The 17,977-nt window shown below is 65.9% G+C and carries 16 protein-coding genes and 1 riboswitch; of the genes, 11 read left to right on the plus strand and 5 right to left on the minus strand.

The genetic code is table 11. The features are described 5' to 3' along the window. Nucleotides 1-50: 50 nt before the first annotated feature. From G4G71_RS05760 to G4G71_RS05770, 3 genes are all read right to left on the minus strand, one after another. Nucleotides 51-503, minus strand: coding sequence for a DUF6896 domain-containing protein (locus G4G71_RS05760; RefSeq protein ID WP_240964883.1), 453 nt, complete (start codon nucleotides 501-503; stop codon nucleotides 51-53). Nucleotides 504-570: 67 nt separating this feature from the next. Further along, entirely contained in the window at nucleotides 571-2,520 is a 1,950-nt protein-coding gene (locus G4G71_RS05765) for an oxidoreductase (protein ID WP_169936038.1), read from the minus strand. Nucleotides 2,521-2,603: 83 nt separating this feature from the next. After that, nucleotides 2,604-2,954, minus strand: a complete 351-nt coding sequence (locus G4G71_RS05770) for a cupin domain-containing protein (protein ID WP_052969598.1) — start codon at nucleotides 2,952-2,954, stop codon at nucleotides 2,604-2,606. Nucleotides 2,955-3,304: 350 nt separating this feature from the next. Here G4G71_RS05770 and G4G71_RS05775 point away from each other — a divergent pair, with 350 nt between their 5' ends. Together G4G71_RS05775 and G4G71_RS05780 are read left to right on the plus strand one after the other, a co-directional pair. After that, a complete protein-coding gene (locus G4G71_RS05775) occupies nucleotides 3,305-4,378 on the plus strand; it encodes an ABC transporter substrate-binding protein (protein ID WP_169936040.1) in 1,074 nt (357 codons plus the stop codon). 66 nt (nucleotides 4,379-4,444) lie between these two features. Continuing rightward, complete coding sequence (locus G4G71_RS05780; RefSeq protein ID WP_024764297.1) at nucleotides 4,445-5,233, plus strand: class II aldolase/adducin family protein; 789 nt, start codon at nucleotides 4,445-4,447, stop codon at nucleotides 5,231-5,233. Nucleotides 5,234-5,498: 265 nt separating this feature from the next. On the opposite strand, the gene G4G71_RS05785 is transcribed toward G4G71_RS05780, so the two are convergent. Continuing rightward, nucleotides 5,499-6,953, minus strand: coding sequence for a TolC family outer membrane protein (locus G4G71_RS05785; RefSeq protein WP_169936042.1), 1,455 nt, complete (start codon nucleotides 6,951-6,953; stop codon nucleotides 5,499-5,501). A gap of 174 nt (nucleotides 6,954-7,127) precedes the next feature. Next, nucleotides 7,128-7,235, plus strand: a riboswitch (TPP riboswitch). Between the two features lie 112 nt (nucleotides 7,236-7,347). Between G4G71_RS05785 and thiC the strand changes: the two genes are divergently transcribed. Both thiC and cytX read left to right on the plus strand, forming a co-directional pair. Next, complete coding sequence (thiC, locus tag G4G71_RS05790; protein WP_169936044.1) at nucleotides 7,348-9,228, plus strand: phosphomethylpyrimidine synthase ThiC; 1,881 nt, start codon at nucleotides 7,348-7,350, stop codon at nucleotides 9,226-9,228. A 165-nt stretch (nucleotides 9,229-9,393) separates the two neighbouring features. Continuing rightward, a complete protein-coding gene (cytX, locus tag G4G71_RS05795; RefSeq protein ID WP_169936046.1) occupies nucleotides 9,394-10,680 on the plus strand; it encodes a putative hydroxymethylpyrimidine transporter CytX in 1,287 nt (428 codons plus the stop codon). An 89-nt stretch (nucleotides 10,681-10,769) separates the two neighbouring features. On the opposite strand, the gene G4G71_RS05800 is transcribed toward cytX, so the two are convergent. Then, complete coding sequence (locus G4G71_RS05800) at nucleotides 10,770-11,522, minus strand: RsiV family protein (protein WP_169936048.1); 753 nt, start codon at nucleotides 11,520-11,522, stop codon at nucleotides 10,770-10,772. 230 nt (nucleotides 11,523-11,752) lie between these two features. Between G4G71_RS05800 and G4G71_RS05805 the strand changes: the two genes are divergently transcribed. The 7 genes from G4G71_RS05805 (at nucleotide 11,753) to G4G71_RS05835 (ending at nucleotide 17,973) form a co-directional block, all read left to right on the plus strand. Beyond that, nucleotides 11,753-12,370, plus strand: coding sequence for an NUDIX domain-containing protein (locus G4G71_RS05805; protein WP_169936049.1), 618 nt, complete (start codon nucleotides 11,753-11,755; stop codon nucleotides 12,368-12,370). Then, a complete protein-coding gene (locus G4G71_RS05810; RefSeq protein WP_169936051.1) occupies nucleotides 12,361-12,819 on the plus strand; it encodes a DUF1249 domain-containing protein in 459 nt (152 codons plus the stop codon). The genes G4G71_RS05805 and G4G71_RS05810 overlap by 10 nt, the downstream gene beginning before the upstream one ends. 159 nt (nucleotides 12,820-12,978) lie before the next feature. Further along, a complete protein-coding gene (gene cpdA, locus G4G71_RS05815; RefSeq protein WP_169936053.1) occupies nucleotides 12,979-13,788 on the plus strand; it encodes a 3',5'-cyclic-AMP phosphodiesterase in 810 nt (269 codons plus the stop codon). A gap of 75 nt (nucleotides 13,789-13,863) precedes the next feature. Then, nucleotides 13,864-14,493: a YqiA/YcfP family alpha/beta fold hydrolase gene (locus G4G71_RS05820; RefSeq protein WP_169936055.1), complete on the plus strand. Its 630-nt coding sequence runs from the start codon at nucleotides 13,864-13,866 to the stop codon at nucleotides 14,491-14,493. 11 nt (nucleotides 14,494-14,504) lie between these two features. Next, entirely contained in the window at nucleotides 14,505-16,400 is a 1,896-nt protein-coding gene (parE, locus tag G4G71_RS05825) for a DNA topoisomerase IV subunit B (protein WP_169936056.1), read from the plus strand. After that, nucleotides 16,400-17,452, plus strand: coding sequence for an esterase-like activity of phytase family protein (locus G4G71_RS05830; RefSeq protein ID WP_169936058.1), 1,053 nt, complete (start codon nucleotides 16,400-16,402; stop codon nucleotides 17,450-17,452). The genes parE and G4G71_RS05830 overlap by 1 nt, the downstream gene beginning before the upstream one ends. Then, the gene (locus G4G71_RS05835) at nucleotides 17,449-17,973 is read left to right on the plus strand and encodes a retropepsin-like aspartic protease family protein (protein ID WP_169936060.1); all 525 of its coding nucleotides are present in this window, start codon (nucleotides 17,449-17,451) and stop codon (nucleotides 17,971-17,973) included. Before G4G71_RS05830 ends, G4G71_RS05835 begins: the two co-directional genes overlap by 4 nt. Nucleotides 17,974-17,977: the final 4 nt, after the last annotated feature.

The following is a 17,977-nucleotide window of genomic DNA, read 5'->3' on the forward strand; positions in this document are numbered from 1 at the left end:
CGAGGGTCCTGGCGAATGTCGTCGTGGGGCATTCTAAACAATGCGTCGATTCATCGTTGCCCGCAGTGCGGCTCAAGAGGCGCGACGTAGTAGAGGATGTAGCCGGAGTAGTGCAGCGATCCTGCTTCGACCTCCTGGTTAAAGCACGCCTTGAGGGCATCTTCGTCGGCAAAACCATAGTCGGGTAGCCGAGCCTCCGCGAAACCGGCCAGACGCCAGACATCGAACCCGTCGATTTTACCCTTGGCGCCAAAGTCGAAGTCCACAGTTCCTTCGGACAGGTGCACGGCGCAGCCGTAGCCATGCTTGAAGTAGCGCACACCCTCTTTGAGGGTTCCCCGATGGGGAATGTCGAGAAATGCCCATTCGTGATTGCTGGCGGGGCGAGTGATGGCCGATTGCTCGAGCAACGCCACGGCCTGGCGTACGGCGCGCTGATAGTCGGCGATGATTCTGGCGAGACCTGGATTCATGGCTTCAACGATTGACTGCAAAGCGGCCATTCTAGAGCGCAATCCTGGTTGATGGGCGCTGGAGACGGATTAATCCGTCCCCAGCGTTCAAGCTGGCTCAGATCGCCCAGCCCGCCTTCAGCCCCTCGTAGATCGCTTCTTCCGCCGTGCGCGGCGCCAGGCAGTCGCCGATGCGGCGGACCTCGGCGAGGTCGGCGATCTCGTCGGCCAGTTCGTCCACCGGTTGGTGGCCCTGGCAGAGCACCAGGGTGTCGATGTTTTCCACCAGCATCGGCTCGCCGCTGGCGGTGTGCTGGAGGTAGACGGTGCTGTCGTCCACGCCGTACAGCCGGGCGTAGGTGGTGATGCTGATGCCCAGGCGGTGCAGCTCGCCGGCCAGGTGGTCGCGCACGTAGAGCGGCAGGCTTTCGCCGGCGTGGGTGCCGTTCACGGCGAGTTGCACCTGGTGGCCGTCGCGTACCAGGCGCTCGGCGATGCCGGGGGCGATCCAGTCGGCGCGCCAGTCGGTGACCAGCACCGAGCGGCCGAGCTTCACTTCGCCGCGCAGCACCTGCCAGGCGTCCACCACCTGCAGTTCGCCGGCTTCTTCGTAGGGGGGGCGATAGGGTTTGGCGCCGGTGGCGACGATCACCACGTCAGGGCGTTCCTGCTCGACCAGCGCGCGGTCGACACGGGTGTTGCGGCGCACTTCGACGCCAGCCAACTGCATCTCGCGTTGCAGGTTGGTGGAGGCGCCGCCGAACTCCGCGCGGCGCGGCAGAAGCTGGGCGAGGTTGACCTGGCCGCCCAACTGAGCGGTGGCCTCGCAAAGGGTGACGTCATGGCCACGCTGGGCAGCGACAGCGGCGGCCTTCATTCCGGCCGGCCCACCGCCGACCACCATTACGCGTTTGCGCTGGGCGGTCATCTTGCGTTCGGCGTAGATCAGCTCGCGGCCGGTTTCCGGATGCTGGATGCAGGAGATCGGGTAGCCGCGGTGGAAGTGGCCGATGCACGCCTGGTTGCAGGCGATGCAGGCGCGCACGTCCTCGACGTGGCCGCTTTCGGTCTTGCTCGGCATCTGCGGGTCGCAGATCAGCGCGCGGGTCATGCCGCAGACGTCGGCCTGGCCGCGGGCGACGATCAGCTCGGCTTCCTGCGGCTGGTTGATGCGCCCGGTGACGAACAGCGGGATGTCCAGATTGCGCTTGAAGGTGCCGGCTTCGTTGGCCAGGTACGCAGCTTCGATGGCCATCGGCGGCACGATGTGGATGGCGCCGCCCAGGGAGGCGGAGGTGCCGGCGACGATGTGCACGTAGTCCAGGTCTTTCTGCAGCCCTTTGACGCCCTGCAGCGATTCGTCCTCGGTGAGGCCTTCGGGATCGCGTTCGTCGGCGGAGATGCGCAGGCCGATGATGAAGTCCTCGTCGGTGGCGGCGCGGATGGCGGCGATCACTTCGCGGGTGAAGCGCAGGCGGGCGTCGAGGTCGCCGTTGTAGCCGTCGCTGCGGCGGTTCACCCGTGGGTTGAGGAACTGCGCCGGCAGGTAGCCGTGGCTGGCGACCACTTCCACGCCGTCGATGCCGGCAGTGTGCAGGCGCCGTGCGGCGGCAGCGTAGCCTGCGATGATCTCGTCGATCATCGCCTGGCTCAGCTCGCGGGGCATCACGCGGAAGCGTTCGTTGGGCGAAGCGGACGGCGCGTAGGCCACGGCCAGCAGGCCGTCGCTGGATTCCATGATTTCGCGGCCCGGGTGGAACACCTGGGACAGCACCACCGTGCCCTCGGCGTGGCACGCCTCGGCGATGCGCCGATAGCCGGGGATGCACTCGTCATCGGTGGCCATCAGCACATGGGATGTGTAGCGGGCGCTGTCGTGCACGCCGGCGACCTGAAGCACGATCAGGCCGACGCCGCCCTTGGCGCGGGCGGTGTGGTAGGCCACCAGCTGGTCGTTGACCAGGTTGTCGGTGGGCATCGAGGTGTCGTGCCCGGTGGACATGATGCGGTTCTTCAGCGCCTTGCCGCGGATCTGCAGCGGGCTGAACAGGTGGGGAAACTGGCTCATCGGGCAACTCCGGATTCTTGTTGTGGTGCAACTGGTGGTGCGGCGTTGAAGTGCCGGCCGCGGCGGGCGGCCGGCGGTCGGACTCAGGCGTTGCGCGCCTGCCAGTCCACCGGGTAGAGGGCGTAGAAGACGCAGGCTTTTTCGCCTTCGTAGGCCAGCGGCGTGCGTTCAGGCACCCAGATCACATCGCCCGGCTTGGCCTCGATCACCTGGTCGGCCAGGCGCAGGCGGAAGTTGCCTTCCAGCACCACGATCAGTTCGTCGTAGAGCACTGTCCACTCGATGGAGACGCCGTCGAAGCGCGCCAGGCCCGCGCCCATGGTCTCGCTGTCCGCCGGGCCGATCAGGCGACAGATGGCGGCGCGTTCGATGTCTTGTCCACCGTAGGACTGGAACTGCAGGGCGGATTGCTGGAAGTGGCGAACCTGGGACACGGCGGTTTCTCCTGGGTGGGCAATGTTTTCTAAGCAAATGTTGTTTAAGTTCTTTCTATGGAAATTTACCGACAGTAAAAAATCAACTTGTTTTTTTAAAAGTGACTGGGTAGTTTCGATGCCGCTCCCGGAGTTTTCCGGGGGCAACCGCGACGTGCTCCACAACAACTACAAGAGGAGAGGCGCATGAACCGTCCCGTACGGTCCCCCCTCGCACGGCGGGTCCACCCGCTGGCAATCGATTCATCTCTGCCCTGTCTTTCTTGCTCCGTGGTTCCGGCGCGCCCGTCCTGCGTGTGCGCAGCCATTCCAGCTGCGCCCGCTGCCACCTACGACTGGGGGTATGCCCGATGACTTTGCGTCAAAGCACTTTCCACAAACGCTTCTTTCTCAAGACCGCCGCCGCGCCGCTGCTGCTGGCCCTCGGGCTGTGCTGCGGCGGCGCCCGGGCCGCCGAGAACATGGTGGTGGTCGGTTATGGCGGTGCGGGTCAGAAGGCCCAGGAAGCGGCCTTCTTCCAGCCGTTCAGCAAGCAGTCCGGGGTCGGCGTGACCCAGAGCGAATACAACGGCGAAATGGCCCGCATCAAGGTGATGGCCGACACCGGCCACGCCGACTGGGACGTGGTGCAGATCGAGGGCCCGGACCTGGCCCGTGGCTGCGACGAGGGCCTGTTCGTGCCGCTGGACTGGCAGCAGATCGGCGGCAAGGACCAGCTGATCCCCAACGCCGCCAAGGATTGCGGGTCGGCCGCTCTGGTATGGGGCGTAGCCATCGCCTACGACGCCGACAAGCTCAAGCCCGCGCCGCAATCCTGGACGGATTTCTGGGACGTGAAGAAATTCCCCGGCAAGCGTGGCCTGCGCAAGCGCGCCATCTACAACCTGGAGTTCGCCCTGATGGCCGACGGCGTGAAGCCGGCGGACGTCTACAAGGAGCTGGGCACCAAGGCGGGGGTCGACCGTGCCTTCGCCAAGCTCAACCAGATCAAGCCCTACGTGCAGTGGTGGGAAGCCGGCGCGCAACCGGCGCAGTGGCTGGCCGCCGGTGACGTGGTTATGACCACCACCTATACCGGGCGTATCGCCGATGCCTTCAAGGGCGGGCGTAACCTGCAGCTGGTGTGGCCGGGCAGCCTGTATGGCATGGACTACTGGGCGATCATCAAGGGCTCTGAGCACGTCGATGCGGCGAAGCGTTTCATCGCCTTCGCCAACCAGCCTGATGCGCAAGTCGACTACGTGAAACACATTGCGTATGGTCCGACCAACAAGCAGGCCGCCGAACGCCTGCCCTCCGACCTGGCTGGCTGGGTGCCGACCTCGCCGCAGAACCTGCCGCAGGGCCTGGCGATGGACGACGAGTTCTGGGTCGACCATGGCGAGGAGCTGGAAGAGCGCTTCAATGCCTGGGCCGCGCAATAACCAGAACGTGACCGTGACGCCGGGGCCTCTGCCCCGGCGCCTTCTTGCCTTGAGGAGAAGTGCACCATGACGTCGCTGCAGGCGCCCAGCCGCGCCACCTGTTCACCCGAGGAATGGAAGCTGCGCGAGGAACTGGCGGCCTGCTACCGCCTGATCGCGCACTACCGCATGTCTGACCTGATCTTCACCCACATCTCGGTGCGCATCCCCGGTCCCGAACACCATTTCCTGATCAACCCCTATGGACTGATGTTCGACGAGATCACCGCGTCGAGCCTGGTGAAGATCGACCTGTCCGGCCATGCGGTGGAGCCGTCGCCGTACAAGGTCAACCCGGCCGGTTTCGTGATCCACAGTGCCATCCATGGCGCCCGCGAAGACGCTCAGTGCGTGCTGCACACCCACACCCGCGCCGGCTGCGCGGTGGCGGCGCAGGCGTGTGGGTTGCTGCCCCTGAACCAGATGTCGATGGAGTTCTACGGGCGGCTGGGCTACCACGATTACGAAGGCATCGCCCTGTCCATGGACGAGCAACAGCGCCTGGTTGCCGACCTGGGCGATCACCTGGGCCTGATGCTGCGCAACCATGGGCTGCTGACGGTCGGCCAGACAGTGCAGCAGGCGTTCCTGCGCATGTACTACCTGGAGAAGGCCTGCGACATCCAGTTGGCGGCCCAGGCGGGCGGCGAGCTGGTGATTCCGCCGGAGGAGGTGTGTCGTCACACCGAGCAACAGTTCAATGCCCCAGCGCGACCGCTGGCCGAAGGGGAGTTGAGCGATCCGGATGGTTATGACCTGGCGTGGTCGGCACTGCTGCGCATGCTGGATCGCGTCTCGCCGGGCTATCGCGACTGATCGTTTGGCCACTCTGATGATGGCCCTCGCGCGTGGTTCAACCGATCGCGGACAGAGTCCGCTCCTACGCACGGGATGAGGTTTGTGCAGGAGCGGACTTCGTCCGCGATGTCTCCTCGGCGGCTCCGTCGGTGGGCTTGGCCCGGGGTTCGAGCAATCACGGACAGAGTCCGCTCCTGCGTGGCCCCTGGCGCAATTTGTAGGGACGCGCTGTACAGCTGAAAAGGAAAAGCCCCGCATCGCGGGGCTTTTTCGTGGGGCGGGATCAGTACTTCGAACCGGCCTTGAGCTGCGCCTCGGCGGCCTTGGCCAGGTCTGGCGGCAGGAAGTCCTTGTCCGGGTTGTAGTCCGGCTTCAGGTAGCTGCCCAGCGCTTCCAGATCGCTCGGCGCTAGGGTGCCGGCGGTCTGCTTGAGGCTCAGGTTGTCGAGGATGTAGTCATAGCGGGTGTTGTTGTAGTCGCGCACCGAGTTGTACAGCGAACGCTGGGCATCCAGTACGTCGACGATGTTGCGGGTACCGACCTGGTAACCGATCTCGGTGGCTTCCAGCGAGCTCTGGTTGGAGATGATTGCCTGGCGGCGCGCCTTCACCTGCTCAACGTCGGTGTTCACCGCACGGTGCTGGTTGCGCGCGTCCTGTACCACCTGGCGCCGCTGGCTTTCGCGCAGTTGCTCACTCTGGTTCAGACGTTGGTAGGCCTCGCGCACCTGGGAGCTGGTCAGGCCGCCGCTGTAGATCGGTACGTTCAGTTGCAGGCCGATGCTGGTCTGGTCGACATACTTGCCGTAATGCGGTTCGCCCGGCACGCCGGAGTTGGCGAAGCCCAGGGCGTCGTTGTCGCCCTTCTGGTACTGGGCCACGGCATCGACGGTCGGCAGGTGGCCGGCCTTGCGCTGGCGCAGGGTCTCTTCGGCGGCGTCGACCGCGTAGTTGCTGGCCTGCAGGCGCAGGTTCTGCTGGACCGAGGTGTCCACCCAGGCCTTGGCGTCGTTGGGGATCGGCGCCACGACCGGCAGCGAATGGAGGATGCCCTCGATGGCGCTGTACTCGCGGTTGGTCAAGGTCACCAGGGCCTGGAAGGCGTCATCCACCTGCTGCTCGGCCACCAGGCGGTTGGCCCGCGAGGTGTCGTAGCTGGCCTGGGATTCGAGCACGTCGGTCTTGTCGGAGAGGCCGACGTCGAAGCGTTCGTTGGATTGGTCGAGCTGGCGCTTGAACGCCGCTTCCTCGGCCTTGCTGGCGGCCAGGTTGTCCTGGGCGCGCAGTACGCCGAAATAGGTCTGGGCGGTCTGCAGGATCAGCTGTTGCTGAGTTGCAGAGAATTCCAGCTGGGCCTGTTCGGTGGTGTTTTCCGCGGCCTTGAGCTGGAACCAGCGATCGGCACGGAACAGTGGCTGGCTCAGGCTCGCCTGCACCAGCTGGGTATTGCGGTTCAGCGTGGCGCTGGGGGTGTCCAGCGAGGTGCGGGTCGACCCGGTGCTGGCGCCGGCGTTGATCTGCGGCAGCAGGCCGGAGCGCGCCTGGGGCACGGCTTCCTTACGCGCCAGGTAATCGGCCTGGGCGGCGGCGAGGTCGGCGTTGTTATCGACGGCGTCCTTGTAAACGCTGATCAGGTCCGTCTTGGTGGGCAGAGGAGTAGCGGCCGGAGCGGGCTGGGCAGCCCAGGCAAAGCCTGTCGTAGCGGCAACAGCGACAGCCAGAGAGAGTCTGCGCAGCATTCGTTCATCCTGGAAAGTGATGCGAGGTGGGGCAAGGCTACGGTTGCCGCCGGTGGCGGTCAAGGCGCGTTCGTACGAGCCTTCCGAGGCTGGAGTGTAGCTGCCTGTAGGAGGCAGCAAGGAATTCTGTCAGACGGCGATTGGCTAATCGCTGTGCACTTGATTAGACTGCGGGCGTTCTTGTCGGGGTGCCCCATTGCGAGGGGCTGAGATCGGATAGTTCCGGATCCCGTTGAACCTGATCGGGTTAGCACCCGCGTAGGGAACAAGAAGACCGCATCCCGCGGCGCATTCCGCCCCGGCCCCAGCCCTTCACGGGATGCGTCCCTTCGCTGCAGCAAGCAGCTCCTCTCGTTCCAGGTTCTCCCCGGCAATCAACCCCAGGAGAGCCAGGATGAGCACCCAGAAAAACAACGTCACCCGCCTTGAACAGCTCGATCGCCAGTCGACTCAGCCGTTTCCGAATTCGAAAAAGGTCTACCTGACGGGCTCGCGTCCGGATATCCGTGTTCCCGTGCGCGAAATTTCGCTTGCCGATACTCCCACCGCTTTCGGCGGTGAGAAGAATGCCCCGGTAATGGTCTATGACACGTCCGGCCCCTACACCGATCCGGATGTTCGCATCGACCTGCGCAAGGGCCTGCCGGATGTGCGCTCACACTGGATCGATGAGCGTGGTGACACGGAAATCCTCCCCGGCCTGACCTCCGAGTTCGGCCAGTCGCGCCTGGCCGATGCCAGCCTCGATGCCCTGCGTTTCGCCCACGTGCGCACCCCGCGCCGTGCCAAGGCCGGTCGCAACGTCACACAGATGCACTACGCGCGTCAGGGCATCATCACGCCGGAGATGGAATACATCGCCATCCGCGAGAACATGAAGCTGCAGGAAGCCCGCGCCGCCGGCCTGCTGGATGCCCAGCATCCGGGGCAGAGCTTCGGCGCGAGCATCCCGAAGGAAATCACGCCTGAGTTCGTCCGTGAGGAAGTGGCCCGTGGCCGCGCGATCATCCCGGCGAACATCAACCACACCGAACTGGAACCGATGATCATCGGCCGCAACTTCCTGGTGAAGGTCAACGGCAACATCGGCAACAGCGCGCTGGGTTCCTCCATCGAGGAAGAAGTGGAGAAACTCACCTGGGGCATCCGCTGGGGCGCCGACACGGTGATGGACCTGTCCACCGGCAAACACATCCATGAGACCCGCGAGTGGATCCTGCGCAATAGCCCGGTACCCATCGGCACCGTGCCGATCTACCAGGCGCTGGAGAAGGTCAACGGCATCGCCGAGGACCTGACCTGGGAAATCTTCCGCGACACCCTGATCGAACAGGCCGAGCAGGGCGTGGACTATTTCACCATCCATGCTGGCGTACTGCTGCGCTACGTGCCGCTGACCGCCAAGCGCGTTACCGGCATCGTCTCGCGCGGCGGCTCGATCATGGCCAAGTGGTGCCTGGCGCATCACCAGGAGAATTTCCTCTACACCCACTTCGAGGAAATCTGCGAAATCATGAAGGCCTACGACGTCAGCTTCTCGCTGGGCGATGGCCTGCGCCCGGGGTCGATCGCCGACGCCAACGACGCCGCGCAGTTCGGCGAGCTGGAAACCCTCGGCGAGCTGACCCGCATCGCCTGGAAGCACGACGTCCAGGTGCTGATCGAAGGTCCCGGCCATGTGCCGATGCACCTGATCAAGGAAAACATGGACAAGCAGCTGGAGTGCTGCGACGAAGCGCCGTTCTACACCCTCGGCCCGCTGACCACCGACATCGCGCCGGGCTATGACCACATCACTTCCGGTATCGGCGCGGCGATGATCGGCTGGTTCGGCTGCGCCATGCTCTGCTACGTCACGCCCAAGGAGCACCTTGGCCTGCCGAACAAGGATGACGTGAAGACCGGCATCATCACCTACAAGATCGCCGCCCACGCCGCCGACCTCGCCAAGGGCCATCCGGGCGCGCAGATCCGCGACAACGCGCTGTCCAAGGCGCGCTTCGAGTTCCGCTGGGAAGACCAGTTCAACCTCGGCCTGGACCCGGACACCGCCCGTGCCTTCCACGACGAGACCCTGCCGAAGGATTCGGCCAAGGTCGCGCACTTCTGCTCCATGTGCGGGCCGAAGTTCTGCTCGATGAAGATCACCCAGGAAGTCCGCGACTACGCCAAGGAAAACGGCCTGACCGATGAGCAGAAGGCCATCGAGGCCGGCTTCCAGCAGCAGGCCGCGCGCTTCAAGGACGAAGGCTCGGTGATCTACAAGCAGGTGTGACCGATTGCTCCCCACCCTTGGCACCAAGGGTGGGAGCCGCCTGTAGGAGCGAGCTTGCTCGCGAACGGTGCTTGTCAGCGGCTCCGCAACTGGGCGGTTCGCGAGCAAGCTCGCTCCTACAAAAAACAACAAAACCTAATCCAACATTCGAGCCTTGCACGCATCGTGACCACTACCGCCATCGACTATTCACCGACCTCCGCCGTGGGCAGTGCCCAGCGCGTGCTCGGCCTGCGCGACCTGTTTTCCCTCTGGTTCTCCCTGGGCATCGGCCTGATGGTGCTGCAGACCGGCGCGCTGCTGGCGCCCGGCCTGGGCCTGGCCGGCGCGCTGGGCGCGATCCTGCTCGGCACCCTGGTCGGCGTGCTGCTGCTGGCCAGCGCCGGGGTGATCGGCACCGATACCGGCCTGTCCGCCATGGCCTCGCTCAAGCTCAGCCTGGGCAGCCACGGCGCCGCGTTGCCGGCGCTGCTCAACCTGATGCAGCTGGTCGGCTGGGGCGCCTTCGAGATCATCGTCATGCGCGATGCCGCCAGCCTGCTGGCCGCCCGCGCCTTCGGTGAAGGTGGCGCCTGGACCAACCCTGCGCTGTGGACCCTGGTGTTCGGCGCGCTGGCAACCCTGCTGGCCGTCGCCGGCCCGCTGGCCTTCGTGCGCCGCGTGCTGCGCCGCTGGGGTATCTGGCTGCTGATCGCTGCGTGCATCTGGCTGACCATTGACCTGTTCAAGCGTGCCGACCTGGCGGCGCTCTGGGCCAAGGCCGGCGACGGCTCGCTGTCCTTTGCCGTGGGCTTCGACATCGCCATCGCCATGCCACTGTCGTGGCTGCCGCTGATCGCCGACTATTCGCGCTTCGGCAAACGCGCCGGGCACACCTTCACCGGCGCGGCACTGGGCTTCTTCATCGGCTGCTTCTGGCTGATGGGGCTGGGCGTGGCCTACACCCTGGCGTTCGCCCAGGGCAGCGACGCCAATGCGCTGCTGCTGGCGCTGGCCGGCGCAGGAATGGGCATCCCGCTGCTGCTGATCCTGCTCGACGAGTCGGAGAAGGCATTCGCCGACATCCACTCGGCGGCGGTCTCCAGCGGCATCCTGCTGCCGCTCAAGGTCGAGCACCTGGCGCTGGCGATTGGCGTGATCTGCACCCTGATCGCCTGGTTCGCGCCGCTGGAGCAGTACCAGAACTTCCTGCTGCTGATCGGCTCGGTGTTCGCCCCGCTGTTCGGCGTGGTGCTGATCGATCACTTCGTCCTGCGCCGCCGCGCGCCGGCCGCGATTCTCCATGGCCTGCGCTGGGGCTCGCTGCTGGCCTGGGGCGGCGGCGTGGTGGTGTATCACCTGTTGGCGAACTACCAGCCTGATCTGGGCGCGACTCTGCCGGCGCTGGTGGTGGCGGGCGTGCTGCAACTGCTGCTGGGGCGTCTGGGCGTGAAAGGGCCGGCTTCGGCGTAACGCTGTTCGCGAGCAAGCTCGCTCCTACAGGCACCCGGTAACGCCGAGTGTGCTCTTCGTAGGAGCGAGCTTGCTCGCGAACCGGACCTTTACTGCGCCCCGCGCCCAGGGAAGTAATAGGTCTTCACGATCCCGTTCAGGCGCGGGTACGGAATCTTCAGCTCCGGATGCCCGACCGAATGCGGGGCGATGCGGTCGATGTCGTACTTGAGCGTCAGCGCGCCGAAGGTCAGGGCAAAGTGCTCGGTCGGCTGGAACGGCCAGTTCTTCGAGAAGTTCGGGTCCTGCTCGTCCAGCTTGTTCTGCAGGATCCACGCCTGGTGCGCCATGCGCGCCACTTTCCAGAAGTTGTCCTCCTGGCCGGGCTGGAGAATGTCCTGCAGGGTGAGCACCTTGTGGATGCGTCGATCATAATTGATGAAGGCGCGGCCGGGCTGGCCGTACTCGCCGCCGGTGAAGCGATAGCTGGACAGTTCGATGATCACCAGACCGTCATGCTGTTCGCGGATCTTCGCTTGCAGGTAGGAGCTCCAGCCGGGCTGCGCCGAATCGAGGAAGCGCTTCTCGTAGACATCCAGGCTGGCGGGGGCCGCACCGTCGCCCTCGCGGGCCAGTTGCAGCAGTTGGGTGTTGATCGCTTCGTTGAGCGCCGGCTCGTCGTCGAAGCTCAGGGTATCGAGGTTGAACAGCGGGCATTGCTCGCCCTGGCAGCCCGGCTGTGCGTGTTCGAAAGCGGTGTGGCGCGCAGTGAGCGGCTCGTCGAGCGAGGGCTTGAACAGACCCTGGCACGCCCCCAGTAACAGGCAGATGCTGCCCAGGGCGGCAAGTTTCAGAAGTCGCATGGGAATCCTTGTCGTTGACGTTCGCCGGCAATTGGAGTGGTTCGACCGCCATCGGCGCTGCCGGTTCGGCGGGTGAGTATGAACCACTTTGGCGGAACGACGGCAGTGTGCGACGGTCACAGCAGACCGGCCGCCCGGCGGCCCGCGAAAGAGGCTGCGCCTGCTCCGGCGGCGCGATAGGATGGCGCGAAGTTCAACGCACTGTCAGTAGGAACGGGAGTAGGAACGGGATGTCGGAAACGTTCAAGCCAGGCCCCCAGGATATCGAGATCCAGGAGCGCGAACAGTGCTTCAAGGGCTTCTACAAGGTCGACCGCCTGCGCCTTCGGCACCGCCAGTTCGCCGGCGGCATGGGCCCGCTGCTGACCCGCGAATTGTTCGTGCGCCACGATGCCGTGTGCGTGCTGCCCTACGACCCGCAGCGCGATGAAGTGGTGCTGATCGAGCAGTTCCGCGTCGGCGCCATGGACGCCGGGGTCAATCCCTGGCTGATGGAGCTGGTCGCCGGGCTGATCGACAAGGACGAGGAGCCAGAGGAGGTCGCCCGCCGCGAAGCGGTGGAAGAAGCCGGCCTGACCCTCGGCGCGCTCTGGCCGATCGCCCAGTACCTGCCATCGCCCGGCGGCAGCAACGAACTGGTGCACCTGTTCGTCGGTCGCTGCGACAGCAGCAACGCCTCCGGCATTCACGGGCTGGAAGAGGAGGGCGAGGACATCCGCGTCCACGTCATGCCGTTCGAGGAAGCACTGCAGGCCGTGCGTGACGGCCGCATCAACAACGCGGCGAGCATGCTCGCCCTGCAATGGCTGGCGCTCAATCGCGCCGAGGTTAGGGGGTTATGGGTGTGAATCTGCTGCGCGAGCGCTATCGCGTCGACCTGGCGGGTCTGCAGGCGACCTGCGAGGCGAACTACTTGCGCCTGATGCGCCTGTTGCCGGAAATGCGCGAGACCCAGGTCTCGCGCCGTGTGGCGCTCAGCGAAGGCGAGCGGCTGCTCGGCGTGCTGGCGCTGGACGTGATCGAAGCCTGCCCGTACACCACTGTCCTGCAGGTACGCCAGGAGCTGGGGCTGCCCTGGCTGCCGGCGCCGAAGCTGGAAGTACGGGTGTACCACGACGCCCGCATGGCCGAAGTGGTCGGCGCCGAACAGGCGCGCCGCCTGCTGGCGATCTACCCCTACCCGAACCAGGCGATGCACCAGCCGGACGAGAAGAACCAGCTCAACCAGTTCCTCGGCGAATGGTTGAGCCACTGCCTGTCCTGCGGCCATGAGCTGGAGCCGGTCCTGCAACGCTGAGTTGGCGGTAGTGGCGGCGTGCCATGATATCCTGCCCGTCCATCGCAGACTCGTGTCCCTAACTGTGATCTGTGACGCTTTCCCGGTTTGCTCAGGGGGGCGCCTGTCACCATACTTCGTCACGAATCCCCGCACGCCCGCCTCACAGGAGAAGGCGCATTGCCCACCCAGTCCACCGCTTCCGATTCCGTCCTGGTCGTCCAGCTTTCCGACAGCCATCTGTTCGCCGAAGTGAACGGCCGGCTGCTGGGCATGGACACTGCCGACAGCCTGACCCAGGTCGTCCGACTGGTGGGCGAGGAGCAACCGGCGATCGACCTGGTGCTGGCCACGGGTGACCTCTCCCAGGATGGCTCGATAGAGTCCTACCAGCGCTTCCGCGAAATCACCGCATCGATTGCCGCGCCGGCCCGCTGGTTCCCCGGCAATCACGACGAAATGGGGCCGATGCGCGAGGCCGTCGCCGGCACCGACCTGCTCGACCCGGTGATCGACCTGGGCGCCTGGCGGGTGGTCCTGCTGGACTCCACCATTCCCGGCGCGGTGCCGGGGCAGATGACCGTCGAGCAGATTCACCTGCTCGAGCGCGCCATCCAGGCCGCTCCGGACAAGCACCTGCTGATCAGCTTCCATCACCACCCGGTGCCCATCGGCAGCCAGTGGATGGACCGCATCGGCATCTACAACCCCGAGCGCCTGTTCGCCGTACTCGATCGTCATCCGAACGTACGCTGCCTGCTCTGGGGCCACGTGCACCAGGAGATCGACCGCATGCGCGGCGACGTGCGCCTGCTGGCTTCGCCGTCCACCTGCGTGCAGTTCACCCCCGGTAGCGAAGACTTCTGCGTCGACAGCCCGGCGCCTGGCTATCGCTGGTTACGGCTGATGGCCGATGGTCGGGTGGAGACAGGCGTTTCGCGCGTGACCGACATCGAGTTCGAAGTCGACTACAGCATCAAGGGTTATTGATCGGTCACGCTTCGAACGCCTTGCGACGCTGACCCACTTGCGGCATGCCACTTGCAGCTTGTAGCCTCCCGGCCCATGACCGCATTCCTCTATATCCACGGATTCAACAGTTCGCCCGGCTCGCAGAAGGCGCGCCAGTTCACGGCCGCCATGGAGCGCCTGGGCCTGGCCGAGTACGTACGTGTGCCCGCGCTACACCACCATCCGCGCAAGGCCATGGCGCAGCTGGAATCCGCCGTCGCCGAACTGGGCCAGCCGCTGCTGATCGGCAGCTCCCTGGGCGGCTACTATGCGACCTGTCTGGCCGAGCGCCATGGCCTGAAGGCCGTGCTGATCAACCCGGCCGTGGCGCCGCACCGACTGTTTGATGGCCAGCTCGGCCCGCAGACCAATTATTACAGCGGCGAGACCTGGGAACTGACCCTGGATCACGTTGCTGCGCTGGCGGAACTGGAAGTCCCCGCGCCCACCGACGGCTCGCGCTACCAGGTGTGGTTGCAGACCGCTGACGAAACCCTCGACTACCGCGCTGCCGAGAGCTACTACCGGGCCGCAGCCTTGCGCATCGAGTCCGGTGGCGATCACAGCTTCCAGCGCTTCGTCAGCCAGCTGCCGGCCCTGCTGGCCTTCGCCGGCGTGCCGTCCGGCCAGTGGCGCGACATCGACTTCTCCGCCTTTGAAGCCATCACCTCTTCGACTGATTAAGCAGGAACCCCATGGCCCAGCAGAACGCCTATAACGCAGACGCCATCGAGGTTCTCTCCGGCCTCGATCCGGTGCGCAAGCGCCCGGGCATGTACACCGACACCTCGCGCCCGAACCACCTGGCCCAGGAAGTCATCGACAACAGCGTCGACGAAGCCCTCGCCGGCCACGCCAAGAGCGTGCAGGTGATCCTCCACGAGGACAACTCGCTGGAAGTGATCGACGACGGCCGCGGCATGCCGGTCGACATCCACCCCGAAGAGGGCGTGCCCGGCGTCGAGCTGATCCTCACCAAGCTGCACGCCGGCGGCAAGTTCTCCAACAAGAACTACCAGTTCTCCGGCGGCCTGCACGGCGTGGGCATCTCGGTGGTGAACGCGCTGTCGACGCTGGTCGAGGTGCGCGTGAAGCGCGACGGCAACGAATACCGCATGACCTTCGCCGACGGTTTCAAGTCCAGCGACCTGGAAGTCGTCGGCACCGTCGGCAAGCGCAACACCGGCACCAGCGTGCACTTCTGGCCGGACGCCAAGTACTTCGACTCGCACAAGTTCTCCGTCAGCCGCCTGAAACACGTGCTCAAGGCCAAGGCCGTGCTCTGTCCCGGCCTGCTGGTCAGCTTCGAGGACAAGTCCAGCGGCGAGCGCATCGAGTGGCATTACGAGGACGGCCTGCGTTCCTACCTGGTCGACTCGGTCGCCGATAACCTGCGCCTGCCCGACGAGCCGTTCTGCGGGTCGCTGGCCGGCAACAAGGAAGCCGTGGACTGGGCGCTGCTGTGGCTGCCCGAAGGCGGCGAGTCCGTGCAGGAAAGCTACGTCAACCTGATTCCCACCGCCCAGGGCGGCACCCACGTCAACGGCCTGCGCCAGGGCCTGCTGGACGCGATGCGCGAGTTCTGCGAGTTCCGCAACCTGCTGCCGCGCGGCGTCAAGCTGGCCCCGGAAGACGTCTGGGAACGCATCGCCTTCGTGCTCTCGATGAAGATGCAGGAGCCGCAATTCTCCGGCCAGACCAAGGAGCGCCTGTCCTCCCGCGAGGCCGCCGCGTTCGTCTCCGGCGTGGTCAAGGACGCCTTCAGCCTGTGGCTCAACGCCCACCCCGAGCTGGGCCTGCAACTGGCGGAGCTGGCCATCAGCAACGCCGGCCGCCGGCTCAAGGCGGGCAAGAAGGTCGAGCGCAAGAAGATCACCCAGGGCCCGGCGCTGCCCGGCAAGCTGGCCGATTGCGCCGGCCAGGACCCGATGCGTGCCGAGCTGTTCCTGGTGGAGGGTGACTCCGCCGGCGGTTCGGCCAAGCAGGCGCGCGACAAGGAGTTCCAGGCGATCCTGCCGCTGCGCGGGAAGATCCTCAATACCTGGGAAGTCGATGGTGGAGAAGTACTGGCCAGCCAGGAAGTGCACAACATCGCCGTGGCCATCGGCGTCGATCCGGGTTCGGCCGATCTCGGCGAGCTGCGCTACGGCAAAGTGTGCATCCTCGCCGACGCCGACTCCGACGGCCTGCACATCGCCACGCTGATCTGCGCGCTGTTCGTCCGCCATTTCCGCCCGCTGGTGGATGCCGGCCACGTCTATGTCGCCATGCCGCCGCTGTACCGTATCGACCTGGGCAAGGAAATCTTCTACGCCCTGGATGACGCCGAGCGCGACGGCATCCTTGATCGGCTGGTTGCCGAAAAGCGCCGCGGCAAGCCACAGGTCACCCGATTCAAGGGGCTGGGTGAGATGAACCCGCCTCAGCTGCGCGAAACCACCATGGACCCCAACACCCGCCGCCTCGTCCAGCTGACCCTGGAAGACGCCGAAGGCACCCTGGAAATCATGGACATGCTGCTGGCGAAGAAACGCGCCGGCGACCGCAAGTCGTGGCTGGAAACCAAGGGCAACCTGGCGGACTTCGCCTGATGCGCTGGCTGCTGGCCTGCTCCTGCCTGTTGACGAGCCTGTTCGTCGGCGCCGCGGGCGCTGCCCAGGCGCCCGAACAGGCGCCGAAGACTGGCGCGCCGGTGGCCGCGCCCGTGGCTCCTGCGTCGCTGCAGTTCGTCGCCGAGCATCCAGTGGAGGGCATGCCCAGCGGCAACCTTTCCGGGCTCGCTCTGTGCGGCAACGAGATGTGGACGGTGTCCGACCGCGACGACGACCGTATCTATCGACTGCTGATCGACGAAGCGCCGGGCAAGGCCTGGCAGGCTACCGCCGAACCCTTCGTGGTGCCGGGCACCCCGGAAAGCGGCCTGTCCTGGGGCACCCGCGCACGGGTCACCGTCGGCGGGCTGTTGCGTGGTGGCGCCATGGACTTCGAAGGCATCAGCTGCGACCAGGCTGGGAACCGCTATCTGGTCAGCGAAGGCTACGCGGCCGTGCTGCTGCTTCCCGCCCTCGGCGAGCCGAGCTGGCTGCCGCTGCCGCAGAGCCTGCTGCGCCAGGCGCGCGCCAGCGGCCTGCTGATGGAGTTCAATGCGCTCTACGAAGGCATTGCCGTCAGCGCCGATGGCAAGCAGCTGTGGCTGGCCGCCGAGCGCCAGCGCCGCGGCCTGCTCAAGGTGCACAACGAGAACGGCACCTGGAAGTGCGAAGGCAACTGCGTGATGCTCAGCGAGGGCGGTACGGCAATGCCGCCGCCGGAGCTGGGCAGCGAGCGCGCGCTGCCGATCGATTTCTCCGATATCGCGTTGTTCAAGGACAAGCTGTTCACCCTGGAGCGCCTGGCGCACCAGATCTGCCGCCGTGACGCCAAGACCGGCGCGCAGGAGTTGTGCTGGTCCTTCGCCGCCGGTGCGCTGGCCCCGGAGCGCCGCTACGACCTGCCTTATGGCGTGGCCGAAGCGTTGATCCTCGACGAGCAGGGCGCCTGGATCGGCCTGGACAACGGCGAACATGCCCGCGCCGACGGCGATGGCCGCCCCTACGTGCTGCGCTTCGCGGCGCCGGCCGGCGGCTGGCTTGGTGGCAAATGAACGACGCAGTACCGGGCAAGCGGGTCGGCAGGGTCATGATGTTCCTCGCCTGGGGCGCGGGCATCCTGCTCGCCACCCACTATTTCGGCGCCTGGGAAACCCGTCAGCACAATCCCAACCCTCAACCGCAGTCGACTCGCGCCAATGGCGCCGTGGAAGTGCGGCTGGTGGGCAACCGCGCCGGCCACTATGTGGCCGACGGCCGGATCAATGGCGAGGCGGTGACCTTCATGCTCGATACCGGCGCTACCCAGGTAGCCCTGCCGCAGCGCCTGGCCGACCGGCTCGGCCTGCCGCGCGGGTTGCCGATCACCCTGGACACCGCCAACGGCCGCAGCCAGGGCTGGCGCACGCGCCTGCCCAGCCTGCAGCTTGGCGACATCCGCCTCACCGATGTGCCGGCGCTGATCGCGCCGGGCATGGAAGGCGACGAGGTGCTGCTCGGCATGAGCGCACTCAGACAACTGGATTTCACCCAGCAGGACGGCACCCTGGTGCTGCGCCAGCGATCTACACCGTGAGGCA

The sequence above is a fragment of the Pseudomonas multiresinivorans genome, from assembly GCF_012971725.1.
GTDB lineage: Bacteria > Pseudomonadota > Gammaproteobacteria > Pseudomonadales > Pseudomonadaceae > Pseudomonas > Pseudomonas multiresinivorans.

Coding starts and splice junctions, on each gene's coding strand:
- G4G71_RS05780 (WP_024764297.1), top strand. CDS start 4,445: ATGACGTCGCTGCAGGCGCCCAGCCGCGCCACCTGTTCACCCGAGGAA.
- G4G71_RS05800 (WP_169936048.1), bottom strand. CDS start 11,522: ATGCGACTTCTGAAACTTGCCGCCCTGGGCAGCATCTGCCTGTTACTG.
- G4G71_RS05810 (WP_169936051.1), top strand. CDS start 12,361: ATGGGTGTGAATCTGCTGCGCGAGCGCTATCGCGTCGACCTGGCGGGT.
- G4G71_RS05820 (WP_169936055.1), top strand. CDS start 13,864: ATGACCGCATTCCTCTATATCCACGGATTCAACAGTTCGCCCGGCTCG.
- G4G71_RS05785 (WP_169936042.1), bottom strand. CDS start 6,953: ATGCTGCGCAGACTCTCTCTGGCTGTCGCTGTTGCCGCTACGACAGGC.
- G4G71_RS05765 (WP_169936038.1), bottom strand. CDS start 2,520: ATGAGCCAGTTTCCCCACCTGTTCAGCCCGCTGCAGATCCGCGGCAAG.
- G4G71_RS05835 (WP_169936060.1), top strand. CDS start 17,449: ATGAACGACGCAGTACCGGGCAAGCGGGTCGGCAGGGTCATGATGTTC.
- thiC (WP_169936044.1), top strand. CDS start 7,348: ATGAGCACCCAGAAAAACAACGTCACCCGCCTTGAACAGCTCGATCGC.
- G4G71_RS05805 (WP_169936049.1), top strand. CDS start 11,753: ATGTCGGAAACGTTCAAGCCAGGCCCCCAGGATATCGAGATCCAGGAG.
- G4G71_RS05775 (WP_169936040.1), top strand. CDS start 3,305: ATGACTTTGCGTCAAAGCACTTTCCACAAACGCTTCTTTCTCAAGACC.
- G4G71_RS05830 (WP_169936058.1), top strand. CDS start 16,400: ATGCGCTGGCTGCTGGCCTGCTCCTGCCTGTTGACGAGCCTGTTCGTC.
- parE (WP_169936056.1), top strand. CDS start 14,505: ATGGCCCAGCAGAACGCCTATAACGCAGACGCCATCGAGGTTCTCTCC.
- G4G71_RS05760 (WP_240964883.1), bottom strand. CDS start 503: ATGGCCGCTTTGCAGTCAATCGTTGAAGCCATGAATCCAGGTCTCGCC.